Origin of the sequence: Streptomyces sp. NPDC048269 (assembly GCF_040652395.1) — a bacterium.
Taxonomy (GTDB): domain Bacteria; phylum Actinomycetota; class Actinomycetes; order Streptomycetales; family Streptomycetaceae; genus Streptomyces.
In genome coordinates, this window is the sequence record NZ_JBEZLW010000070.1 from 1 (window position 1) to 21,015 (window position 21,015).

A 21,015-nucleotide genomic window follows, 5' to 3' on the forward strand; every position below is an offset into this window, starting at 1 on the left:
AACAACTCGACCGCTCGAACACGACGCGCCTCGGCCAACTGCGGCCGCGTCAAAGGAGGAACAGAAGATTCAGAGGCAGCGAGCGAAGGCTTGTAGGACACCCCGACAGCCTCCCACTGACAAGACCACCACACCCACTGAACTAACGAAAAACTCAGTAGACGCCGTTTCAGTTGGTGAGTCGGCGGTAGCCGATGAGGGCTGCGGCTATGCCGACGAAGGCGAGGAAGTGCTCGGCGCTTCGCCCAGCGCGCGGCGTCCCCAGGCTAGCTACTGGTCTTCCTTGAGTGCGTCGTTGTACTGCTGCTCACTGACGCGGGCGACCTCGTTGGAGGCACCCGCGGCCATCACCTCGGGGTGGTCTCCCTTGGAGGCCCGTACCCAGACCAACCCGTTATTGCGGCCTTCGACTCTGATGGTACCGACGGTCTTCACTGCCGCCCCATGGGCGGCCCCGCTGACCGTCAGGATGTCGGCGGACTCCACGTAGATCGTGTTATTGCTGCCGCTGACGGTGACGGTCCCGCAGTCCCCCTCGATGAAGAAACTGCTGGAGTCAGCGTAGATGTTCGCGTCGCGTCCCATGCAGTCAGCGGACTGCACATTATGAGTGCCGGTGAGCTGAAGCGGCTTGTCTGTGCTGGACGGAGGCGAACTGGAAGCCGCGTCGGCACTGCTGTTGGGGGCGGCACCGGTGCTGGGGTTGTCTGCATCGTCGGCGTGCGCTGTTCCGTTGGTCTGTGACGATGACGATGCCTCCTCGGCCGGCGTGGTCACGTCGACTGCGCAACCGGTCGTGACCGCGAGTGCAAGGGTCATGACCGCAGTGGGCAGCAGTTTCGAGACGTGCATGGCGATGTGTTCCTTGTGGTAGTAACTGTGCGGGCCCGGAATGGCGACGCGCTTTGTGGATCAGAACTCCGGAAAGGCGCTGTCGCACCGAGGTGGCTAAGAGGCCGGTGGCGACGGCGCCGCAGGCTTCACGAGAGGCTGCTCATTCACGCCCGGCTCTGACCTCCGCGCAAAGCCCGCGCCTCATTCCGCATCCTCGGAGGCACGAAGGCTCACCGCGTCAAGCGCCAGGGTGGCCTACCTCATGTCTCTGCCATGGAGGGCCACTTGCTGCTTTCGCGCGGTCGCCGCACTCAGTGGCGGCGAACAGTCAGACACTGATGCGAGAGGGCTCGCACCTGCCTGGCTGACTGACAGGTTCAAGGAAGCTCCGGATCGACGGGGTTGCAGACGGCCAGGGTTCGTGTCGCGTGATCGCCCGCGTTCCGGACCGGGGCGGCAATCAGGCTCCGCCAGAACCCACCGAACGTTCCTTCGTAGTGGGCGATTGTTCGACTCGGGGCTACTGTGCCGATCGCCCCGCACTTTTTCTAGCGCAAGTTTCCGATCATTCATCGTCGAGAAAATCGAACGTTAGCCTCAAGTCATGTTCATGCACTGGCGGCTTCCGTGAGCGGCCCGTCGCGACCGTCACGGGTGCTCAGATTGATCCACAGCTTCGAGTAGTTCCACGGATGCCACGGAGGTGGGTGGGACGCCCGGTTGCCACCCATGGCCACCACCCTGGGAGGCGGCACGCCGCGAGATCCGGGCAGCCAGTGGCACCGATCGTTTGCTCCGCCGCAGTGGGCCGTGCCGGGCGCTGACGAGTCGAGACCAGAGCCCTCGCAACCCAAGGACTGGACAAGATCGCCATCGGGCGTGCCCGTCTTTGGTACCGCTGGCCCGGCAAACGTGAGCCGTATCTCGTGACAGAGAGGAGAACCGATGCTCATATTCGTAACTTAAACCGTGTCCTACATGGTCAGCTTGAGGAACCGTTTGTAGCAGCAGAGAGCGGCTGCCAGTCCGAGAAAGGCCAGGTAGTTGCCTGGTTTCCGCTCGTAGCGGTGTTGAGCCGGCGGTAACCGGTCGGCCAGGACATGGTGCGTTCGATCACCCACCTGCGGCGGCCGAGCCGCTCGCTGGAGTCGATGCCCTTGCGTGTGATGCGGACCCCGATGTGCTTGCCCCAGAGCCATCGCCGCAGGTGAGGGATGTCGTACGCCTTGTCGGCGTGAAGGCGGCGGGGCTTCGATTCCGTCGCGTGGGATTCGTGTCCCATGTGGAAATGGGACAGGGGCAGTCCGTCCGCGTCGGACAGGACCCACCTCCCACTCCCCATGACCCGTACAACTGCCAACTGACCATGTAGGACACGGTCTTAGTTCCGGGTCTCGCCGTCGGCGAGGATCAGATCGGCGGCGTAGTGCGGGCAGGCCGCGGTGTGCCAGGTCACCGACAGCGAGCCCGCCACGGCGTACAGGGTCCGTGCGACGCCTTCCTTGTCGGTGGCCTGGCAATACGGGCAGACGACGGTCTTGGGGCGCAGGGAATCGAGCACGGTCACGTCCTTCCCGCGGGCAGTGCGCACACCGGAGCTGTCCAGAAGTATCAAATCCCGGCCCCTTCGGGTCGCGATACCCGCGGGTACGTACAAACCGATCTCGTATGCCGTCTACAGGTGGCGGCGGACGACGCGGGTCTCGGCCGCGCTCGCGTTGTTCCCGGTGCACGGGTCGAAGGTGGCGGAGGAGACCTTGGCCGGCGCCGTGACGGGGCCCGGGGCCCCGGGCCGGACGGTGACGCGGAAGGTGCGCGACTGCACGACGGCGATCCGTCCCGCGTTCCAGGTGATCCCGGTCTTCGTGGTCCGCCGGGCCGGCGGGGCGGACTTCATTACGTGCAGCGGGCCGGGCGTGGCCGGCGTCACCACCACTTCGATCGCGGGGGACAGGCCGTGATGGTGACCGTCACGGCGTAGGTGTACGCGCTGCCCGTGCGGGCCGTCGAGGGCGCCGCCAGGGCGAGCGTGCGGAGGCGATCGCCCCTCAGCCCGGGGGAGCACGCACCGCGCCCCACCTGGTGCGACGGGCGGCCGAACGGGTCATGTCCGGACCGGGGTTGTCAGTGGTGAGTGGCAGGATCGGACACATGAACCTTCCTGTCCCCCTTCCGTCGGAACTCCACAGGTCGGAGGCGTACGCCGACTGGGTGCGCGCCCACGATCCCGGAGCGGAAGCCGGCGCGGTCGCCCTGCTCGACGACGTACGCGACCGCATCTCCCGGGCTTACCCGAAGGCGGGCCGGGCCCTGGAGGGGATGGAGTACCTCGCCCGCGCGCTGCCACCGCGCCACCTGCCCTGGTTCTGGGACACCATGGCCCACCGGCTCGTCTCCTGGGACCTGAGGGCCGGCGGGCGGGCGTACACGATGGCCCGCACCGCCGAGCGCGAGCACGCGCTGCCCGTGGACCCCGGCTGGCGCCGGGAGAACGTGCTGCTGCTCGCCGGCGCCGGGGCCCTCCCGGTCAAGGAGTTGAGCGGCCACCAGGGATGGCTGGCCGGCGTACTGGACCCGGCCGGCGCGCACGCGGAGTACATACGGGTCCTCACGGCGTGGGCGGCGTCCCCCGGCGAACTCCCCGCCGATCTGGCCCGCAGGGTCCGCGCCTCCGCGCGCGCCGCCGGCCTCGACCCGGCCGAGGAGGCCCGGGTACTCGCCCCGATGATCGGCGCCGCACGCGGGAAGTCCGTACCGGACCGCCTGCTCGACGCGGTCGCCGCACTGCTGGCCGCCCACCCGCAGGGCGACGAGGTCGACGCCGCGCTGCTGGAGGTGTTCCCGGAGTCGAAGAACGACGCGGCGGCCTGGCTGCGGCTCCTGCTGGCCTCGGGCGCGGCCGACGCGGTGGTCGCCGGGCGGATCACCCCGGAGGGTGGGATCGCCGCCTGGCTGGGGCGGTACACCCGCGCGTACGCCCACCACAAGGTGCCGTACGGAGGCGTGGCGCGGCAGCCGATGCCGCCCGAACTGCTCGACCTGGTGGCCCGGTTCGCACCCCGGCTGCGCGCGGCCGGGCAGCCGCTGCGGCTGCACGAGGACCGCTGGCGCTGGCCGGGGCTCGACGCCGACCTGCTCGACCTCTGCCTCGCCGAGGGCCTCGCGGTGGAGGACCCGGGAGAGGCGATCAGGCTCACCTTCTGGGGCGAGCGGTCGCGGCGCGACCTCAAGGCCCTGGCCGCGGACCCGGTCTTCGGACCGCGTCTGGAAGGCACTGTGCACGCCGCCCTGCGCGGTGCGGGCACGGCGATCACCCGGCTCCCCGAGAACGCGGGCATCGCCGCCGGGGTGCACGCCCGCGTCGAGAGCCTGCTCCGCGCACTGGCGGGCGGTGGACTGGCCGCGGCGGACGAGGCCGTGGACGAGCTGCGCGACCTGCTGGACCGGCCGACGGCCACGGCCCTGGACGGCATCGAGGAGGTGCTGGCCCCCCTGGACCTTGCGGGTTCGCTCGCGCGGACCCTGCGGGCCGGGCTGCCGGAGGAACTGGGCTGGCCGGCCCTGGAAGCGGCCCTGGCGGACTTCACGCCCGGCGAGATCGTTGGCGTGACGTGTACCTGGCCCGTGCTGACGGTGTACGGGCGGGACAAGGCCGTCGCAGTCGACCACGCGGGCGTGCGCGCCTCCTGCGCCCACCGGCTGCCCGAGGACGCGGCGCGCACCGTCGTCCACTTCGCGGGCGGACAGTTCCTGGTGAGCTGGACGACGGACCCCAAGGATTCCTTCGGCAAGTACGCCTTCTGGTCCGGCAGCCCCGACGAGGTCTTCGAGCCGCAGGAGACGTACGGGCTGCGGCCGTACGCCGAGAGCATCCAGGGCGGACTGGGGTACCAGTTCGAGACTCCGGACGGCGGGGGCCGGCACGACGGCGAGCGGGTCCTGCGACCCGGCAGCCGCGAAGGCATCGGGCACCACGACTTCCAGATGAGCGACGGCGCCCGCTTCTGGAGCTCCGTGGTCTTCCAGTCGAGGAACGGCTGGGCCGGCGTCGACCCCGTGACGGGAGCACGCGGCACCGACGGCACACTGCCCGAGCGCCACGGGACGGCCGAGGTACCGCCGGGAACGGCCGTCTTCCGGGACCAGCTGACCCTCGCGGCCCTGCCGGAGGGCGCGCCCGCCTCACCCCTGGGCCAGGACGGCGCCCTGACGGGCTGTCGGGTGCTGTACCGCACGCCGTACGCGGGGCCGTCACCGACCGACTTCCTGCTGGAGGGCGTCGACGGCCGCCGCGCCCGCTACCGCAGCAGGCGACCGGGCCGCCGGCCCTGGGGCATCGTCCGCATGCCCCAGGGCGGCGAGGACGCCGTGCTCGCGGGCGAGTCGAGGATCCGCTGCCACGCCGCCGAGGACGGTTCGCTCCTGTGGGAGGTCCACGGCTTCCCCGGCTCCGACCGGCCGCGACGGGCCTCCGCCCACAGCGTGGGCCCGGTGCCACCGCCCGCGTACTGGCACTTCCTCACCCCGCGCGACGAGCACGCCTCCACGGCACTGCGCGCCATCGGCGACGACGCCGTGCGGGCCCTCCTCGACGCGGCCGGAGCGCGGGGCGCGGCCGCCGACGCCGAAGCCGCCGTGCGCGCGGAGATCGCCCGGGTGCTGCCCGAGGTGACCGAGCCGCGCGTGGCCGACGGCGTGGTGCGTGCCGCGCTGCTGGCCGCCGATGTCCGGCGGCGGCGCGAGGAGTTGTCCCGGCGCGTGGGCATCATGCGGTCGGGTCCGGTCGTGGAGCTCGGCCCGGCCGTCCCGGACACCGTGCTGGCGCCCGCGCTCGGCGGGCTGCTGCCCACGGTCCGCCCGTACCAGGCCTACGTGCCGGGCCCGCAGCCCGCGACGCTGACGGCGATCGCGGCGGACGGCCGGTACCTGCGGGGCGAGATCGACGACGAGACGCGCCGCCTCGCACTGCCCGCTGCGCCGGACGCGTGGTCCGTGCTGCTGGGCGGCATCGACGCGGTGGCCTGGCGGGCCGCCGTGGAGACCACCGACGCCGAGGAGCGCGCCGCCCTGGCCGTGCTGCTGGAGACCTGGAGCGGTCAGCCGTACGCCGAGCGCGGAAGCGAGTGGCGCACCGGCCGGGCACCCGAACGGGAACTGGAACGCTGCCGGGCGGCCGGGTGGTCGGTGGCCTCCGGCCCCGAACGGGGCGGCGTGGCACCGTTCGTGCAGCCCGCGGCCGACCCGGCGCCCGCCGCCGGCGCCGTGGACAGCGCGACCTCCACCATCGCCCGCGACGACGCGGCGCGGCTGCCCCGGCTGCTGCGCCTGGTGGCGGAGCGGGGGCCGCTCGCGCTGTCGCCCGAGGCGCTGGACGTGTTCTCGTGGCGTACGGGTGCCCGGCGTTCGATCGCCGCCCTGGTGCTCGGCGGGCTGCCCGACCGGCAGGACCACGACGAGCACCTGAAGAGGCTGCGGGCGGCCCCGTACAAGGCGAACAAGGCCATGGCCCGGGAGTACGGCGACCTCTGCAGCCGGCTGGGCGACGCCGGGCGCCGGGCGGTGCTCGCGGCAGGCGTTCCCGAGGACCCGGCCGAGCTGTGGGCGCCAGGCGGTATGACCGCGGCGGCCGAGCGGATGGCCGCGGTCTGGGCAGAGCTGCTCGGCACCACCCCGTACGTGGACGAAGGGCTGGCCGGAGCCCTGGAAGCCGACCTGGGGCTGGCTGACGGCTGGGCCCGTGCCCTCGCGGGCGGCGGGGCGCCCGCGGAGGCCGCCCTGCCCGGCGCCGGCTTCGTCCTCGTCGGCAACCGGAGCGGCGGACTCAGCCTGCACCACGCCGAGGCGGACGGCAGCGCCGGCCGCTGGGCGATCACCGGCCGGTCCTTCCACTCCGAGCCCGCCTCCGTCGTGGCCTGGGCACTGACGGAGCGTCCGGCCGGTGACCCGGCCGCCGTCGGCGCCGTCGCCCTGTACGGCACGCTGCGGGCGCTGCTCGACGATCCGCGGACGCTGATCCCGCTGGGCTGGCACTTCGCGCTGGGCCGCGCGGCGGCCGAGGACCCGGCCTTCGCTCCGTACGCGGGAGCGGTGCTGCCCTGCCCGGAGCCCCTCTACCGGGAGGACACGGAGCCGTCCACGGCCTACGACGACGGCCTGTTCGTCGTCGCCGTGCCCGGTCGGGACGTGTTCCTGCGACCGGCGGCCCTGGCTGATCCGGAGCGGGTCGACCGGGCCGTGCGGCTGTGCGGCGACTTGGGCCTGACCGGCCTGCTGGAGGCCGTCCGGCGGGTCCGGGCGGTGTGCGGCGAGGGGCTCGCCCGGATGGTCGCCCGCGCGGCCTCGACCCCGGTGCCGCCGGGCGGCTACGAGCTGAACCCGGCGCTGAGCGTCCCGGGGCTGGTCGGCGAGGTCACGGCCGCCCTCGGGGTCGGGGCGGACTCGGCCGCCCTGTACCTCCAGCTGCTGTCACTGGCCCGGCCCACCGACCAGAACGTCCGCCGGTGGAACGGCTGGACTCCCGCCCGCCACAAGGCGGCCCAGGCGGAACTGGTGGCGGCGGGCGCGGTACAGAACGGCAGGCGGGCCCGCGCCGGCCGGACTGCCTTCGTGCCGGGCGCGTGGACGGAGTTCAAGGCACCCCACCTCCCGGTGGAGACCGCCAAACTACCGGCCCACCTGGTGTCCGCCGGGGCCTCGGAACCCCAGGGCCCCTTCACCCGCTTCCTGTGCCCGGTACCGCCGCACGAACTGTTCACCCGTGCCTGGGCGGAGACGCGCGCCGCGGGGGTACAGGGGTAGGCGCCGGGGTCCGGGGACCCCGCGCCGGGCCCGTCCCCCTCCCGGCGGCCCCGGCGGCCCCGGCGATGCGATGGAGGGACCACGCTGTCGGTCACGGGGAGCGGCGGTCGTCCGGCGTCCTCAGGACGGCCGGCCGGGCCCTGCCGCGGGATCCGGCAGCGGCTTCCCCTCACACGTGGTGTCCTGGGCCGGCAGGCGGCCTTCGACGAGGAAGTCCTCGACGTAGGTGTCCACGCAGCTGTTGTGCGACTGGTACACGCCGTGGTCGCCGCCGCCCACCGTGATCAGGCGCGATCCGGCGAATCCTCGGTGGGCCCGCAGGGCGCCCTCGTAGTGGGTAGCCGGGTCGTGGACCGAATTGAGCATCAGGACGGGCGGCAGCCCCTTGCCCGTGACCTCGATGTGCGGCGCCGTGGAGCGCGGCCATGCCGCGCAGACCGACGCGAACGTCAACTCCCTTGCTCCGGCCATGGGATGGCTGAGGGCGTCGGCTTCGCTCTTCCTCACCCAGTAAGAGGTGCTGCGGGTCCACGGCGTGTCCGAGCAGACGACGGAGAAGAAGTCGGCGGCGAACCCCGCCTCCATGGGGTGCTTGAGCTTCTGCGCGAGGGCCTGACGGGCGGCCGGCGGGGCACTGTCCGGGTCTCCCAGGACGCCGAGGGCGGCCGCGAGGTCGGGGAAGAAGTCGCCGCTGTAGACGGCGCCGGTCGCCGCCGCGTCGAGGTGGTTGGGCGTGATCACGGTCCCGTCGAGGTCCAGTGGGTGCTCGCGCAGCGCCGCCCGCAGCCCTTCGTAGCGCGCCTTGGCCTCCTGTGGGGTCCGGCCCTGGTGGTACGTGGCGTCGTTCTTCGCCAGCCAGGGCAGGAAGTCCTCCTCGAACCGGCGCTGGAAGCTCAGCGGTTGCCCGGTCATGAAGGCCTGCCAGCTGCCGGTGAAGCCGATGTTGCTGTCGAGTACCACGCGGTCGACGCGGCGGGGGAACTCGGTCGCGTAGTAGGCGCCGAGGAAGGTGGCGTAGGACGGGCCGTAGTAGGAGACCTTGTCGGCGCCGAGGAGCGAGCGGTAGAGGTCCATGTCGTGCACGGCCTGGTCCGTGGTGATGTACGGCAACAGGTCCCCGGAATTGCGCCGGCAGTCCCGTACGAAGTCCCGGGTGCGGTCCAGTGTGCGGCGTACGGCCTGCTCGCTCCGGTCGCGCAGGTCGCCGCTGCCGAAGAGGGCGTCGACGGCCTCCTGATCCGAACAGACCACCTTGGTGCTGGCCCCGACACCGCGCTGGTCGAATCCGACGATGTCGTAGGCGGCCGCGAGCTTCGGCGCGTACGAGGCCAGTCCGGCGGGCCGGCCCAGGCCCGAGGCGCCGGGACCGCCGGCCGCCATCATCAGGACGCCCCGGCGCGCGGCGGGGTCCGCGGCCCGGTGCCGGGACACCGCCACCGTCAGGCTCGGTCCCGCATCAGGGTGGTACCAGTCGCGTGGCACGGACATGGCCGCGCATTCCAGGGAACCGTTCTTGCACGGCTGCCATGCGAGCTGCTGGTGCGCGTACCGCTCCGGTACGGGAGGTGCCCCGGCCGGGCCCGCGCCGTGCGCGGCGGCGGCGGGCAGGGCGGTCGCGGCGAGAATCCCGCAAGCGGCGGCAACGGCCCAGCGCGCCGGTTTCCTGAGCAAGTGCATGTGCTGTTCTCCCCGTTGGGGTGGATCGGTCGTGCCCAGCGTCCACGAACGGGCAGGCCCGACGCGATATCGCTACTACCCGTACCGGTGGTGGCACTGGTGCCACCACCCGGGCGCCCTTAGCAGAGCGTGAGCGCATGCGTGCGTCGGAGCGGCACAGTTCACACCTTCCGGGGGCGGTCGGCCCTGAGGTTGCCGTCCGTGCCGTCGGTGCCTGCTGTCATGGGTATCGCGACAGGGGCGTGGGGGAGGGGAGGAGCCAGGGATGGGCTACGCGGGGCTCGGAGTCTGGATCCTCACCGCCGCCATCGGCGCGTACCTGCTGACGGTCTGGCTGCGCGAGGGCGGCTGGCGGCAGCGCGCCGCGGGGATCACCCGCCTGCCGGTGCCGGTCATCCTCGCGCACATCCTGCTCGCCGTCGCCGGGCTGTGCTGCTGGACGGTGTTCACCCTCTCCCGGGCGGCCTCCGCGGGGCGGGCGGCCTCCGCGCTCGTCCTGGTCGTGGCGTCCCTCGGAGCGGTCCTGCTCTTCCGCTGGCTGCCGAGCCGCGGGCGCCACTCACGTGACGGGGACGCCGCGGCCGAGCGGAACTTCCCCGTCGCCGCGGTCGTCACCCACGGAGTCAGCGCCGTGCTCACGGTGATCATCGTGGTCACCACCGTGATCTACGCGACCTGACCGTCGCACGTCAACGGGCTGCCGAGGTCCGCCGGGCCCCCCGTCGTACGCGCAGCACGTTCGCCGTCAGCTCCTCCTCCAGGGCGAGGCCGGCCTGCGCGAGCTCCTCGCTCAGCGCCCGTACGGTCATCGGCCGGAGCAGGAAGGACTCCTGTGCCCGCCGCAGGATGCGGCCCTGACGGCACACCAGGTAGGCGTAGTCGCAGCGGATCCGGCCGTCCTCGGCGCGCGCGGTGACCTGACCGCGGTAGGTGTCGACGCCCAGCCGGACCTCGCCCAGCGAACGCCGGGTGGGACGGACCGGGAGCCGGGCCGGCGGGCGGTCCAGGAAGAGGAGGCCGCCCGGCACCAGCAGATCGGCCACCATCCGCCACAGGGCGCGCCGTTCCTCGGGCGGCAGGCACGGGACCAGCCGGAGACAGACCGCCAGATCGGCCTGCTTCGTGAGCGACAGATCGAGTGCCGAACAGGCGTGCACGGTGACCCGGTCGGCGGCGGAGCGGCCGACCGGGGGGTGCAGGCGGGAGAGGAGCAACGACCGCATCGCGGCCGCGGGTTCGACGGCGTGGACCGGCACGATCGACGCGTCGATCAGCACCTCGGTGACCAGACCGGTTCCCGCGCCGATCTCGACGATGCCGATACGGGCGGCCGCCGCGGCGCCGGCGAGCACCTGTGCGTGCCGGTGGTACGAGCGGGCGTGCAGCAGGTCGTAGAACTCGGCCGACACGGCATACGCTTCGGCCGGTCGTGTGTCCACCCCTATGTCCATCGGGCCATCATCGCCGGACACGGCCCGGCCCACGAGCGCACGATCCGGCCACCGGGCCCTGTCGGGCGGACATCCCTCGCGTGCGGCCGGACTGGCGGTGTCCGACACATGGCCCGGCCGGACTATGGGGGTCGCACCCATGGGAGCGGTACGTGGATGTCGCGCATGATTCCCGCCATGACAAGCGGAACCACTCCCGCGTCCGACCGGACGGCATCCGACCGGACAGCAGGTGTCGACCTGGCGGGCCGTACCGCCCTGGTGACCGGCGCCGGCAGCGGTATCGGGCGCGCCTGCGCCGCAGCCCTCGCCGCGGCCGGGGCCCGCGTCCACGTCGTGGACATGGACGCGCGGGCGGCCGTGTCCGTCGCCGAGGAGATCGGCGGCCACTCGCACGTGGTGGACCTGGCCCGCGCAGACCTCATCGAAGGGCTGCCGGCCGACATCGACATCCTGGTCAACAACGCCGGCCTCCAGCACGTGGCCCCCCTGACCGAGTTCCCCCCGGACCGGTTCGAACTCATCCAGAGGGTGATGGTCCACGCCCCGTTCCTGCTGCTCCGCCGGACCCTGCCGCACATGCGCGCACGCGGCTGGGGCCGGATCGTCAACATCTCCAGCGTCCACGGTCTGCGGGCCAGCGCGTTCAAGGCCGGATACGTGACCGCCAAGCACGCCCTCGAAGGGCTGAGCAAGGTCGCGGCCCTCGAAGGCGCCCCGCACGGCATCACCAGCAATTGCGTCAACCCGGGCTACGTACGCACGCCCCTGGTGGAACAGCAGATCGCGGCCCAGGCCAGCGCGCACGGCATCGACCCCGAGCGGGTGGTCGGCGAGGTGATGCTCAGCCGCTCCGCGATCAAGCGGCTGATCGAACCGGAGGAGGTCGCCGCCGTCGCCGTCTGGCTTTGCGGACCGCACACCGGCTACCTCACCGGTGCCTCGATCCCCCTGGACGGCGGCTGGACGGGCGCCTGAACCCCCGACGGGCGCTACCTACCGGTCAGGATGCCGCGGGCGGTCAGGAGGCCGCAGCCGCGTAATGGTCGAGGTACTCCTGCAGGTTGGAGGCCAACGTGATGTCCGGGTTGGTGGTGTTCAGGTGCATCCACAGCTCGTTCTCCACCACGAAACGGTAGGCGAACTCCTCGAAGGTCGAGGCGCACCGCACCAGTGAGTCAGCCGCCGCGGCACGGAACCCGTCCGCCTGTGCCTCGTCCAGCTCCTGCCCGGCGAGCTCCAGGTCCAGGTGCGAGAAGACGACGAACGCCTCCCCCGAGGGGCGCAGGTACAGGTACCAGATGACGCAGTCCTGCTGGTCCCGCAGGAACCGTACGAGGCGGGCGCCGTCCTCGGCCGGGCTCTGCAGGGGTCCGGACAGGTCGCTCCAGCAGGCCGTCACCGACACCTCGTCGAACGCGCGGCAGAGGCTGCCGCTGCCGTAGAAGGTGCGGAAGTCGGAGGGAAGGCGCAGACCGAGGGGCGCCAGGTCTGCCTCCACGGCCGCGAGGTGCTCTCCGTGACCCGACCGCGGCCCGTCGGGCGCACCCGGCCCGCCCAGCCACCCGAAGCGGCCGTCGAAGCCGTCGGCATCCAGGGAGGGAAGGCTCACCCGCGGGTAGACCTCGTAGGTGAACTCGCACGGCCGGTAGGAGCCCAGGTCGGTGGCGCACCATCCGGTGGGGAAGTGGAAGGGTGCGGGGGCGGGTGCGGGCATGAAGGTTCCCTTGGATGGTGCCGGTTCAGCGGTACGGTCACATCCTCGTGCCCACCACTGACAGCGGACCTCGCCGTTCTTGCCAGGCCACCCCGAACTCCTCGTCGCGCCCGCCGCGGTGAGCCCGGTGCGGCGCGCCCCTGGGCTGCTGATTTCTGGTGCGCGCTCGGCGTGCGGACGCCGCTGTTCGGGTGTTCTGCCCTGCGGGGCGGTGTCCGAGCTGCCGCCCGCGGGTAGTGCGCCGCGCATGACAGGAATTGAACTCAGCAGCACCGCCTTCGACGATCACACCGTGATCCCCCGCCGGTACAGCAGGGAGGGGGAGAACATCTCGCCGCCCCTGACCTGGTCGGCCACGCCCGAGGGGACCGCCGAGCTGGTGTTGCTCTGTGAAGACCCGGATGCCCCGGGAGGCACCTTCCTCCACTGGCTGGTCACCGGCATCGATCCCCGAGCCACCGGGGCCGAGGAAGGGCAGAAGCCTCGGGGCGGGCTGCCGTGGCCCAATGACTTCGGGCACGTGGGCTGGGACGGGCCGATGCCTCCGCCGGGGCACGGGCCGCACCGCTACGTCTTCCGCCTGTACGCCCTGTCCGAGCCGCTCACCCTGCACGGCCGTCCGGAGGTCGACACCGTGCACCGCGCGATCGAGGGCAAGGAACTGGCGGTCGGCACTCTGGTCGGCACGTATCAACGCTGACCGTGGTCATGGCCGACGTGACCGTCGCGCGGGCGGAGATCCTGGGCTCGGCGGCCCTTTCCATGCAAAACCTGGGGCCGATTTCCCTTTTGAAATGATGGAGAGTCACGCGACGTACACGCTGGGCGATTTCGCTATTTGACATGGCGTCCAATAAAAGGCTGAAATGTTTCAAGTTTAGGTAAAGTGATGCGTCGTCAGTTTCCTTGAAATGGCCTGGACCAATGGTTGGGTGACCATCAACTAGCCCAAGGAATTGCAAGATTGACGATGCGTCATATCTCCTCGCGTTGGTAATTGAATGGGCGACATCTTCGCGCGTAGATCAACGTCGTTCAGATCCCTCCATCTCTCTGGCAGGATTCCCGGCACCCAATCCATTCAAGGAAAGAGGTGTGGTTGTGCCTGGTCGTAGAGGACCTGAATCTCAGCTTCACCGGCAGCGCAGGGTCGTCGAGCCGCCCGGATGTGACACTCCGCCAGTCGGCGCCGCCCGGCTGTAGCCGTCTGGGCGACAAGACGGCCGGAGGCCGTACCGACCGGTTGTTCCCGGCCGCTGACACGGTGGCCCGCAGTGGCACTTCACCGGCGACGGCGTCAGCCACGCGTGGTTCCGGTCCGCGTATCCGCCAAGCGCCCTGCACCCAGGACGGCTGTGCCGTATCGCCGGCACCGTGAGCGCGACCCCGACCCGACCCCGGCGTCGACGGCATCACCGTCGGCCCTCGCCTCTGCTGCCTGCCCGGCTCGCCCCGGCAGTCTCACCACCCACGCGACGCCGCCCCGGGGGGCGGCTGAGCTGCACCCATACCGCGGCCGTGATGTTTCCTGCGCGCTCCGTTCGGTCTCCTGACGCCGAGAGCTGACTGCTCGCCACTCAACGGAGCGCCGCCGAGCAAGCACGTTCCCGCATTCCCAGATCAAGGAGCATGATGCACAAACGTCGCGCGTCCCGCCGCAAGAAAACGTTGATAGCCGCGATCACCGCCGCACTCTCGGGGGGTCTGCTGTTCGGCTTCGGTGCCCTCGCCCAGGCCGGTGGGGTCAGCGGCACGGTCATCGGCGGGCAGGGCAACTACCGAACCGTCAACCACCGGGCCAAGCCGTCCCTCTCGGCCCAGGTGAACGGCTCCTCGAAGGTGGGCGACAGGATCCAGATGTCCTGCCGGACCACCGGCGACACCGTGGAGAACAACCCGCGATGGATCTTCACCGGCTCCTACTACATCGCCGACGCCTTCATCAACGAGAACACCACCTCCCTGCCGGTCTGCGGTTCGAACCCGAACCCGAAACCCACGCCCCCCACCCCCACGACCGCGAAGACGCTCAAGATCGACATGCAGAAGCAGGTCAGGACCCAGTGGTGCTGGGACGCCTCCGGCGTGACCATCGCCAAACACTGGGGCCGCTCCGTCAGCCAGGAGCAGTTCTGCCAACTTGCCGCCCAGGGAACCTGGGTGAACTGCAACAACCAGCCCGCGACACTGGAAGACATGGCCAACGGCCTGGCCAGGCTGGGGCTCAGGAACAGCGGCCACAGCCTGAACCGCAACGCCTCGTTCAGTGAGTCCGCGGCCGAGATCGCCGCGGGCCGGCCGTTCGCCGTCCGGTTCGGCTGGCGCACCGGAGGCGGTCACATGAACGTCATCTACGGCTACGACAGCACCACCAACATGATCGCGGTCGGCGACCCGTGGCAGACCACCCAGACCTACACCTGGTGGAACCACGCCACTTACGTGAACAACAACTCGTTCCAGTGGACCCATTCGCGCATCGGTATCCAGGGCTGAGGAGAAGAGCGACCATGCAGACCATGCGACGCACCAGGCGTGCGGCAGTCCGGGCCGCCGTTCTTGCCACGACCGCACTAGCCGCCGCCCTGTGCGGAATCGTTCCCGCACAGGCTGCGGAGGGTGATGGCATCGCGGGCTACCAGTCCGCCCAGCAGGCCCTCCGGAGCGACCAACTCCGAGACACGGTCTCCCGCTTCCTGGTCTCGGCCCGGCAGCACGGCACTGCCCCCGCCGCGGACGGCGGCACCGTCGGCACTCCGGGGAACGCACCCGCCGCGGTCGCCGCGCCGCCCGGGTTCGATCTCAAGGACCCGGTGCCGATGTTCGAGATCAGCCCCGAGTTCGTGACCGGCAAGTCCCAGGCGACCCCGGAGACCGCGCTCCGGCTCTCCTACCTCGCCTCCCGGGTCACCGCTTCCGACGGCAAACCCGCCGCCGTACTGCTCGCGCCCAAGGGGAACGCCGCCACGACGGGAAGCGGCGTGCAGAACGTCGGTGCCGAGGGCTGGCAGCTGGCCGGCATCCGGGACGGGGACACCGAGGTCGGCTTCGCCGAGCGCGGCACTCCACAGGCCCGTACCTTCACCGAGCCGCAGATCCACGCCTGGTACCGGCTCACCGCCGAAGGCATGGTCGAGCCGCTCAACGAGGAGGCGGCCACCGGCCTCGGCGGAAAGCGCGGCATCGCCCTCGCCGCCTACCAGAAGATGGTCACCGCCCGCTACGCCGACAAGATGCCCGGCTCGGAATACGACCGCAAGGGCCTGGCCGGCGGGTACGGCGGCCTCGTGGAGGACCAGCCGGAGCAGGTATCTGCCGCATCCGGGGAACCGGCGGCCCGTAGCGTGTCCTGGCAGCCGGTCTCCGTCGCCGGGACCGCAGCCGTGGCAGCGATCGGCGGTGCGGTGATGTACGCGCGCCGCCGGGGGACCGCCACCACCCGCTGACCTGACTCCGTGAGGCCGGGCCCCTTCTCCGTACTCAGGCCCGGCGACTTCGCTCGCCGGCACGCCGGGCTCGGGAAGGAGGCCCGCACGCGCCGAACCGCTTCCTCGGCGCGTGGGACGGAGGCGAGGCCCAGGCAGGTCAGTGCCACGTACGGCCCGCGCTGTTCAGCGCAGTACGGCCGCCAGCAGGTCGGCGCCCAGCGTCGTCAGATCGGGCAGGTTGAGGGTGTAACGGACGTATCGGCCGTGCCGCCGGGCCGTGAGCAGGCCCGCGCGGCGCAGGACAGCGAGGTGGCGGGAAACCTCCGGGGGTGAGAGTTCCCAGGCGTGGGCCAGTTCACGGGTGGTGTGCGGGGCGCGGGCCAGGGTGCGCAGCAGCCGCAGCCGCACCGGATGTGCGAGTGCCTCCAGCCGTAGCGTGACGGTTTCCAGCGGTACCGGCTCTGATGGACCCGGCTCGGCCACGGGGTACTGGACCACCGGCTGCCACCCGGGCGTGTGGACCACCACCAGGTGCGGGCGGCCGAAGACACTGGGGATGAAGGTGACCCCGGTGCCGTGGGCGGCGGTCGACTTGTCCTGCAGCTTGTCCACGATGATGCGGTCGCCGTCCGGCGCCAGGGCGACCGCGCCGGAGACCGAGGCGAGTGCCGCCCCGATGCCCCGGCGCTTCAGCAGGTCGTTCTTCAGGCGCAGGTCGGTGGCGAGCTGCGCGGTGATGCCCGCCCAGGCGGCGTCGAAGAAGGCCTCGGCGCACTGTTCGAGGGTGTCGCGCACCCGTGCCCGCACGGCGGCCGGGTCCGCGAGCAGCCGTTCCGCGAAGGCCTCTTGCAGTGCGCCGCGGGCCTGGGCCACGTCCAGGGCCCGCTTGCGCGCGGTCGCGTCGGTGAGCGGCGACGGCGAGGCGAAGCTGACCCGGTTGCTGCCGCACGTGGTGACGAGCGCGGCGGTCACGTACGTTTCGTCGTCGATCCGGTCCACGTCGTCCAACTCCTCGACGAGGGTCGGCCGGGGGCGGGCGGGGATGAGGAAGTCGGCTTGTGAGGAACACCAGAGGAACTCCGCCTCCCGCAACCGCTCGGCCAGCTCCGGCCGCAGGCCGGCCCAGACGTCCCCGGCCCAGCCGGCGAGCTGCGGATGGTGCCCTGGTTCGGACAGCACGTGCAGCATCGCGGTCAGCTCGGCCAGCGGGGAGGCGGCGAACCGCAGTCGCTCGGACGGCAGGCCGCTGATGTCGATCCTCAACGTCATCCCCTCATGATCACCGACCGGATGGCCGGTGACGGCGCCGGTTGACGGTGTCCGTCAACCGGCGTACCTGGCTTGGCGGCCGAAACGCACCGTTGAGGCCATGGCAACCACCACCAAGATCCAGCCCCGCGTCCTCGTCCGTGCCTCCGGAGGCCCCCGCTATGCCGTCGCCCTGGCCGTGGACGCGCTCGGCACCGGCCTGCTGCGGCCCTTTCTGCTGCTCTACGGGGTGATGGTGCTGAGGCTGTCCGCGCCGGCCACCGGCATTGCCATGACGGCCGGCGTCGTCGTGGGTCTCGCGTGCATGCCCGCGGTGGGCCGGTGGCTGGACCGGGGCGCACGCAGCACGGTCGTGGCAGCGTCGATGCTGGTACGGGTGCTGGGTGTGGCGCTGCTGCTGGCCACCCCGGCGGGGCACGTCTGGCTGTTCGCGACGGCGGCGCTCTTCCTCGGCATCGGCAACCAGGCGTGGCCGGCCGCCCACGCGGCGCTCGTGGCCAGGGTCGCCCACGGCCGGGAACGCGACACCGCTCTGGCGGCAGGCCGCGCCCTGCGCAACGCAGGCCTGGGCGCGGGCGCGCTCCTCGCCACCGCATGCCTGGCGGGCGGCGCCACCGCACTGCAGGCGCTGGCAGCCGTCACCGGGCTCGCCTATCTCACCGCGGCGGCCCTGGCGTGGTCGGTCCACCTCCACGCGCATCCGGCGGCTACGCCGGCCAGGGACGGGGCGGACGGGCCCGCACCCCGGATGCGCGCGCTGCTGGCCGCCAACGTGATCTACGTCTTCTGCCTCAACGTCCCCGAAATCGCGCTCCCTCTGGTCCTGGTGACACAGTTGCACGCCTCCCCGGTGTGGTCGGCAGCCATCTTCGTGGCCAACACGGTGCTGGTGGTCACCCTGCAGGTCCCGGTCACCGTCCTGACGTCCCGCTTCTCCCGGCGGACCGTACTCGCTCTCGCCGGCGTGGTACTCACCGCGTCCTACCTCGGCTTCCTGGCGGCCACCTCACTGGCACACGGCTGGGGCGCCCCGGCCGTCGCCACGGTGTCCGTCGTCTGTACCCTCGGCGAGATCATCTATGCCGGCAGCGCCACCGCGCTCGCCACCCACCTCGCCCCGGCCCATGCCCTGGGACGCACTCTCGCCCGATTCGAGTTCTCCACGGGCTTCGGCCTCGCCGTCTCCCCGGCGGTCATCACCGCTCTCGCACCCCACGGTTCGGCGGCTCTCTGGGGCAGCCTCGCCGCTGCCACCCTCCTCTCCGCCGGCGCCGTTGCCACCGAGAAGGACCGATGAACGCGCTCAGCTACGCGTCCCAGTCCCAGGTGCCGAAATACACCGGCACCCCGGTCCGGCGTGCGGCCACGACCGCCTCCAGCCGCGCGTGGTCCCGGCCCGGCATCAACTCCACTGGGCGACCGTCAGAGCGCGGACCTCGTCGTGCTCGTCCGGGTCCAGGACGACCCTGGCGAGCTGCCCGCGGGTGAGGCGACCGCCGTCGAAGACACCGGGCACGACGATTCCGGTCTCCTCCCGGCACTCCCGGACGGCGGTCTCCCACGGGCGCTCTCCCGGGTCGGCGACGCCTCCGGGCCACTGCCACGGGTGGGTGCTGGAGTAGGTGGTGCGCAACTGGACGGGCCGGTCGTCCTCGTCGGTGAAGAACACGCCGAGCATCGGCACCCACGTGCGGTACGCGGCCACTTCCCGGTCGTGGAACCGCCTCCCGCGGTGCCGTTTGAGGTACCAGGTGCCGCCGCCGGAGCCGGTGAGCTGCCAGACCCGGCTGCCGGTGCGCATCCAGGAGACCTCTGCCGCCCGGTGAGCCGGCCGACGGCCTGCTCGGCCGGGCTCGCCGTCGCGGTGCAGGATGAGGTGGACGTCCACCGGCACCGTGTGCCGGGCGCCGCCGCTCCCCGGGCGGCGTCCGGGCGGGCATCTCCGCCCGGGCCACCGCGGGCCCTTCACCGGAGGCGGTTTCGGTGCGGGCGGGCGGCAGGATGGGATGGGCCACGTACGACTCCTCGGTTGGGGCAGGCGGGAAGGGCCGCGGGTACGTCAGGACCAGCCGAGCTCGGTGTAGAGGCGGCCGGCCCGGATGCCCTCGATGGCGGCCCGGGTATAGGGGACGAGTGGGTGGGGGAGGGCATCGGCCGACCACCAGCCCCAGGACACGCACCGGTCGGGCTCGCGCACCTCCGGCGTGCCCCGCCACTGCCGGGCGCGGAAGAAGAGCCCCACGCGGGGCTGACCGCCTGGGTGGTCCACCATGTGCACGACGTGCGCCAGCTCCACCTGAGCCGGGTCGATGGCGAGTCCGGCTTCCTCCTCCGCCTCCCGCACGAGGCAGGTGACGGCGGATTCCTGCTCGCAGTGCCCGGCGAGGAAGTGGTGGGTGGACGCCGCGAACGCGGAGTCGGGGTGCCGGAGCCCGAGCAGTACCTTGCCGTCCTGCTCGAGATAGAGGTGTACGCCGACGACGTTCAGCCGTGCCCGAGCGCCCGCCCGGGCGGGCGCCGGTACGGGGCGCCGGGCGGGGGCCTGGGCCAGGTGGAGGGCGATGACCTCCGTCGTCCACGGGCACATCGTCAGATAGGGGATGGTGGAGGCGTCGAAGTGGCGGAACATGACGCCTTCGGGGCAGGGCAGCTCGTCGGCGTCGCCGTCCCAGGCCCCGAGGTAGACCCGGATCCGGCCCTTGGTCCGTCCGTCCGGTCCGAGGCAGTCGACCACGGTCAACTCCTCCAGCGGCACGGCCAGGCCGGTCTCCTCCAGGAGTTCCCGCTCCACCGCGTCCTGGGAGGACTCCGTTCCCTCGCGGGCTCCACCCGGGATGCTCCACGTCCCCGGGTCGCAGATGTTCTTGTGGGCGTCGCGCAGATGCAGAAGATACCGGCCGCGGGAGTCGACCAGCAGCGCGGCGGTCCCGCGCGGTTCGTCGGACGAAGTCATCGCAAACTCCTGGAGGTGGGAGGGCGTTCACCGGGTGTCGAGACGGGAGGCGGATCGCTGACCGGCGGCGAAGGGCTCCCACGGCGGCCGGCGGGCGCGTCAACACGGCGCCGCGTGCGCGGCCGGGGGCAGGACGGGAGGGGGCGATGGTGTTCGAAGGGGGCAGGGAGTGCGCGGCAGGCGGACGCGGGATACAGGGCATCCTCCGGATGGGTGCAGCGTTGGCACTGGTGCTCCAAGAACGCCACTGGATCGAGGTCGTCACGGCCGATTCAGGAGCAATGGGGGAACGCATGTTCTGTCTCGCTCCAGTGGCCTTGGCGGGTCTGGGGCGGCCGAATTGAAACTCGCTCGAACAGGGCGCTTCACCTGTGCGGGGGATTGCCTGCCGTAGCGCGGTCCCCGCGTGCTCCCGGTACGGGGCCCGGACCGCCGTTGCGCCCGGGACCAGGGCGGTGGCCCCTCGCACATGGTCCGGGGTGCCCCGGTTGCGCTCCGGAAGGCAGGGCGGCGGGGGCGGCGCGCCGTCTCCGCATCCATCCGTACGCGGTTCCGGCGGTGGCCGGAGGTCCACGGGACCGGTGAACCGGAGTGGCGGTCACGGCTCCGGGCGAGGCAGGCTGTATTCATGAGAGCGCCCTTGCGCTCGTCCCCTGGACCGCGAGCCGACGGCCACCACCAGGTCCTCTTCGCCTTCGCGGAGTGCGTGCCTTTCGCGATCGCCCTGCTGGTGCTCTTCATCGAGCTCACGCCCGCGCACGTCGTGTACACCGGCCCGCTGCTGGTTGCGACCCCCGCTCTGGCGGCGGTGACGATGGGCCCCAAGGGCACGCTCGCGGCGGCGGGGGTGGCCGTCGGTGTCAGCGTGATCACCGCCAGCCACAACCA

The 21,015-nt window shown here is 71.8% G+C and carries 16 protein-coding genes and 2 pseudogenes; 8 read left to right on the plus strand and 10 right to left on the minus strand.

Features of this window, described 5'->3' with window-relative positions; genetic code table 11:
• Positions 1-270: 270 nt before the first annotated feature.
• From AB0D48_RS35220 to AB0D48_RS35235, 4 genes and pseudogenes are all read right to left on the minus strand, one after another.
• Entirely contained in the window at positions 271-852 is a 582-nt protein-coding gene (locus AB0D48_RS35220; RefSeq protein ID WP_362406692.1) for a DUF3060 domain-containing protein, read from the minus strand.
• 956 nt (positions 853-1,808) lie between these two features.
• Positions 1,809-2,086: pseudogene (locus AB0D48_RS35225) on the minus strand (transposase); the annotation flags it as partial.
• A 129-nt stretch (positions 2,087-2,215) separates the two neighbouring features.
• A complete protein-coding gene (locus AB0D48_RS35230; protein WP_362406695.1) occupies positions 2,216-2,395 on the minus strand; it encodes a hypothetical protein in 180 nt (59 codons plus the stop codon).
• 114 nt (positions 2,396-2,509) lie between these two features.
• Entirely contained in the window at positions 2,510-2,899 is a 390-nt protein-coding gene (locus AB0D48_RS35235) for a hypothetical protein (protein WP_362406698.1), read from the minus strand.
• Between the two features lie 86 nt (positions 2,900-2,985).
• Between AB0D48_RS35235 and AB0D48_RS35240 the strand changes: the two genes are divergently transcribed.
• Positions 2,986-7,632 (plus strand): hypothetical protein, encoded by a 4,647-nt coding sequence (locus tag AB0D48_RS35240; RefSeq protein WP_362406701.1) that lies wholly within the window; start codon positions 2,986-2,988, stop codon positions 7,630-7,632.
• A 120-nt stretch (positions 7,633-7,752) separates the two neighbouring features.
• On the opposite strand, the gene AB0D48_RS35245 is transcribed toward AB0D48_RS35240, so the two are convergent.
• Entirely contained in the window at positions 7,753-9,309 is a 1,557-nt protein-coding gene (locus tag AB0D48_RS35245) for an alpha/beta hydrolase (protein ID WP_362406704.1), read from the minus strand.
• Positions 9,310-9,574: 265 nt separating this feature from the next.
• On the opposite strand from AB0D48_RS35245, the gene AB0D48_RS35250 reads away from it, so the two are divergent.
• Complete coding sequence (locus AB0D48_RS35250) at positions 9,575-9,988, plus strand: hypothetical protein (RefSeq protein WP_362406706.1); 414 nt, start codon at positions 9,575-9,577, stop codon at positions 9,986-9,988.
• A gap of 10 nt (positions 9,989-9,998) precedes the next feature.
• Here the strand turns inward: AB0D48_RS35250 and AB0D48_RS35255 are convergent, their stop codons facing one another.
• Entirely contained in the window at positions 9,999-10,760 is a 762-nt protein-coding gene (locus tag AB0D48_RS35255) for a class I SAM-dependent methyltransferase (protein WP_362406709.1), read from the minus strand.
• Between the two features lie 177 nt (positions 10,761-10,937).
• Between AB0D48_RS35255 and AB0D48_RS35260 the strand changes: the two genes are divergently transcribed.
• Positions 10,938-11,738, plus strand: a complete 801-nt coding sequence (locus AB0D48_RS35260; protein WP_362406711.1) for a 3-hydroxybutyrate dehydrogenase — start codon at positions 10,938-10,940, stop codon at positions 11,736-11,738.
• Positions 11,739-11,781: 43 nt separating this feature from the next.
• On the opposite strand, the gene AB0D48_RS35265 is transcribed toward AB0D48_RS35260, so the two are convergent.
• A complete protein-coding gene (locus AB0D48_RS35265) occupies positions 11,782-12,477 on the minus strand; it encodes a hypothetical protein (RefSeq protein WP_362406714.1) in 696 nt (231 codons plus the stop codon).
• Between the two features lie 247 nt (positions 12,478-12,724).
• Here AB0D48_RS35265 and AB0D48_RS35270 point away from each other — a divergent pair, with 247 nt between their 5' ends.
• The 3 genes from AB0D48_RS35270 (at position 12,725) to AB0D48_RS35280 (ending at position 15,923) form a co-directional block, all read left to right on the plus strand.
• Positions 12,725-13,177, plus strand: coding sequence for a YbhB/YbcL family Raf kinase inhibitor-like protein (locus AB0D48_RS35270; RefSeq protein WP_362406717.1), 453 nt, complete (start codon positions 12,725-12,727; stop codon positions 13,175-13,177).
• Positions 13,178-14,106: 929 nt separating this feature from the next.
• A complete protein-coding gene (locus AB0D48_RS35275) occupies positions 14,107-14,973 on the plus strand; it encodes a papain-like cysteine protease family protein (RefSeq protein WP_362406720.1) in 867 nt (288 codons plus the stop codon).
• Between the two features lie 14 nt (positions 14,974-14,987).
• Complete coding sequence (locus tag AB0D48_RS35280; protein WP_362406723.1) at positions 14,988-15,923, plus strand: hypothetical protein; 936 nt, start codon at positions 14,988-14,990, stop codon at positions 15,921-15,923.
• 165 nt (positions 15,924-16,088) lie between these two features.
• Here AB0D48_RS35280 and AB0D48_RS35285 read toward each other — a convergent pair whose 3' ends face one another.
• The gene (locus AB0D48_RS35285) at positions 16,089-17,174 is read right to left on the minus strand and encodes a helix-turn-helix domain-containing protein (RefSeq protein WP_362406726.1); all 1,086 of its coding nucleotides are present in this window, start codon (positions 17,172-17,174) and stop codon (positions 16,089-16,091) included.
• 100 nt (positions 17,175-17,274) lie between these two features.
• Here AB0D48_RS35285 and AB0D48_RS35290 point away from each other — a divergent pair, with 100 nt between their 5' ends.
• Positions 17,275-18,471 carry an MFS transporter gene (locus AB0D48_RS35290; protein ID WP_362406729.1) on the plus strand — a complete coding sequence of 399 codons (1,197 nt, stop codon included), beginning with the start codon at positions 17,275-17,277 and terminating at the stop codon, positions 18,469-18,471.
• Between the two features lie 105 nt (positions 18,472-18,576).
• Here AB0D48_RS35290 and AB0D48_RS35295 read toward each other — a convergent pair whose 3' ends face one another.
• Together AB0D48_RS35295 and AB0D48_RS35300 are read right to left on the minus strand one after the other, a co-directional pair.
• Entirely contained in the window at positions 18,577-19,062 is a 486-nt protein-coding gene (locus tag AB0D48_RS35295) for an NUDIX hydrolase (protein WP_362406732.1), read from the minus strand.
• 171 nt (positions 19,063-19,233) lie between these two features.
• Positions 19,234-20,127 (minus strand): NUDIX hydrolase, encoded by an 894-nt coding sequence (locus tag AB0D48_RS35300; protein ID WP_362406735.1) that lies wholly within the window; start codon positions 20,125-20,127, stop codon positions 19,234-19,236.
• A 628-nt stretch (positions 20,128-20,755) separates the two neighbouring features.
• Here AB0D48_RS35300 and AB0D48_RS35305 point away from each other — a divergent pair.
• Positions 20,756-21,015 (plus strand): annotated as a pseudogene (locus tag AB0D48_RS35305) (serine/threonine-protein phosphatase); the annotation flags it as partial.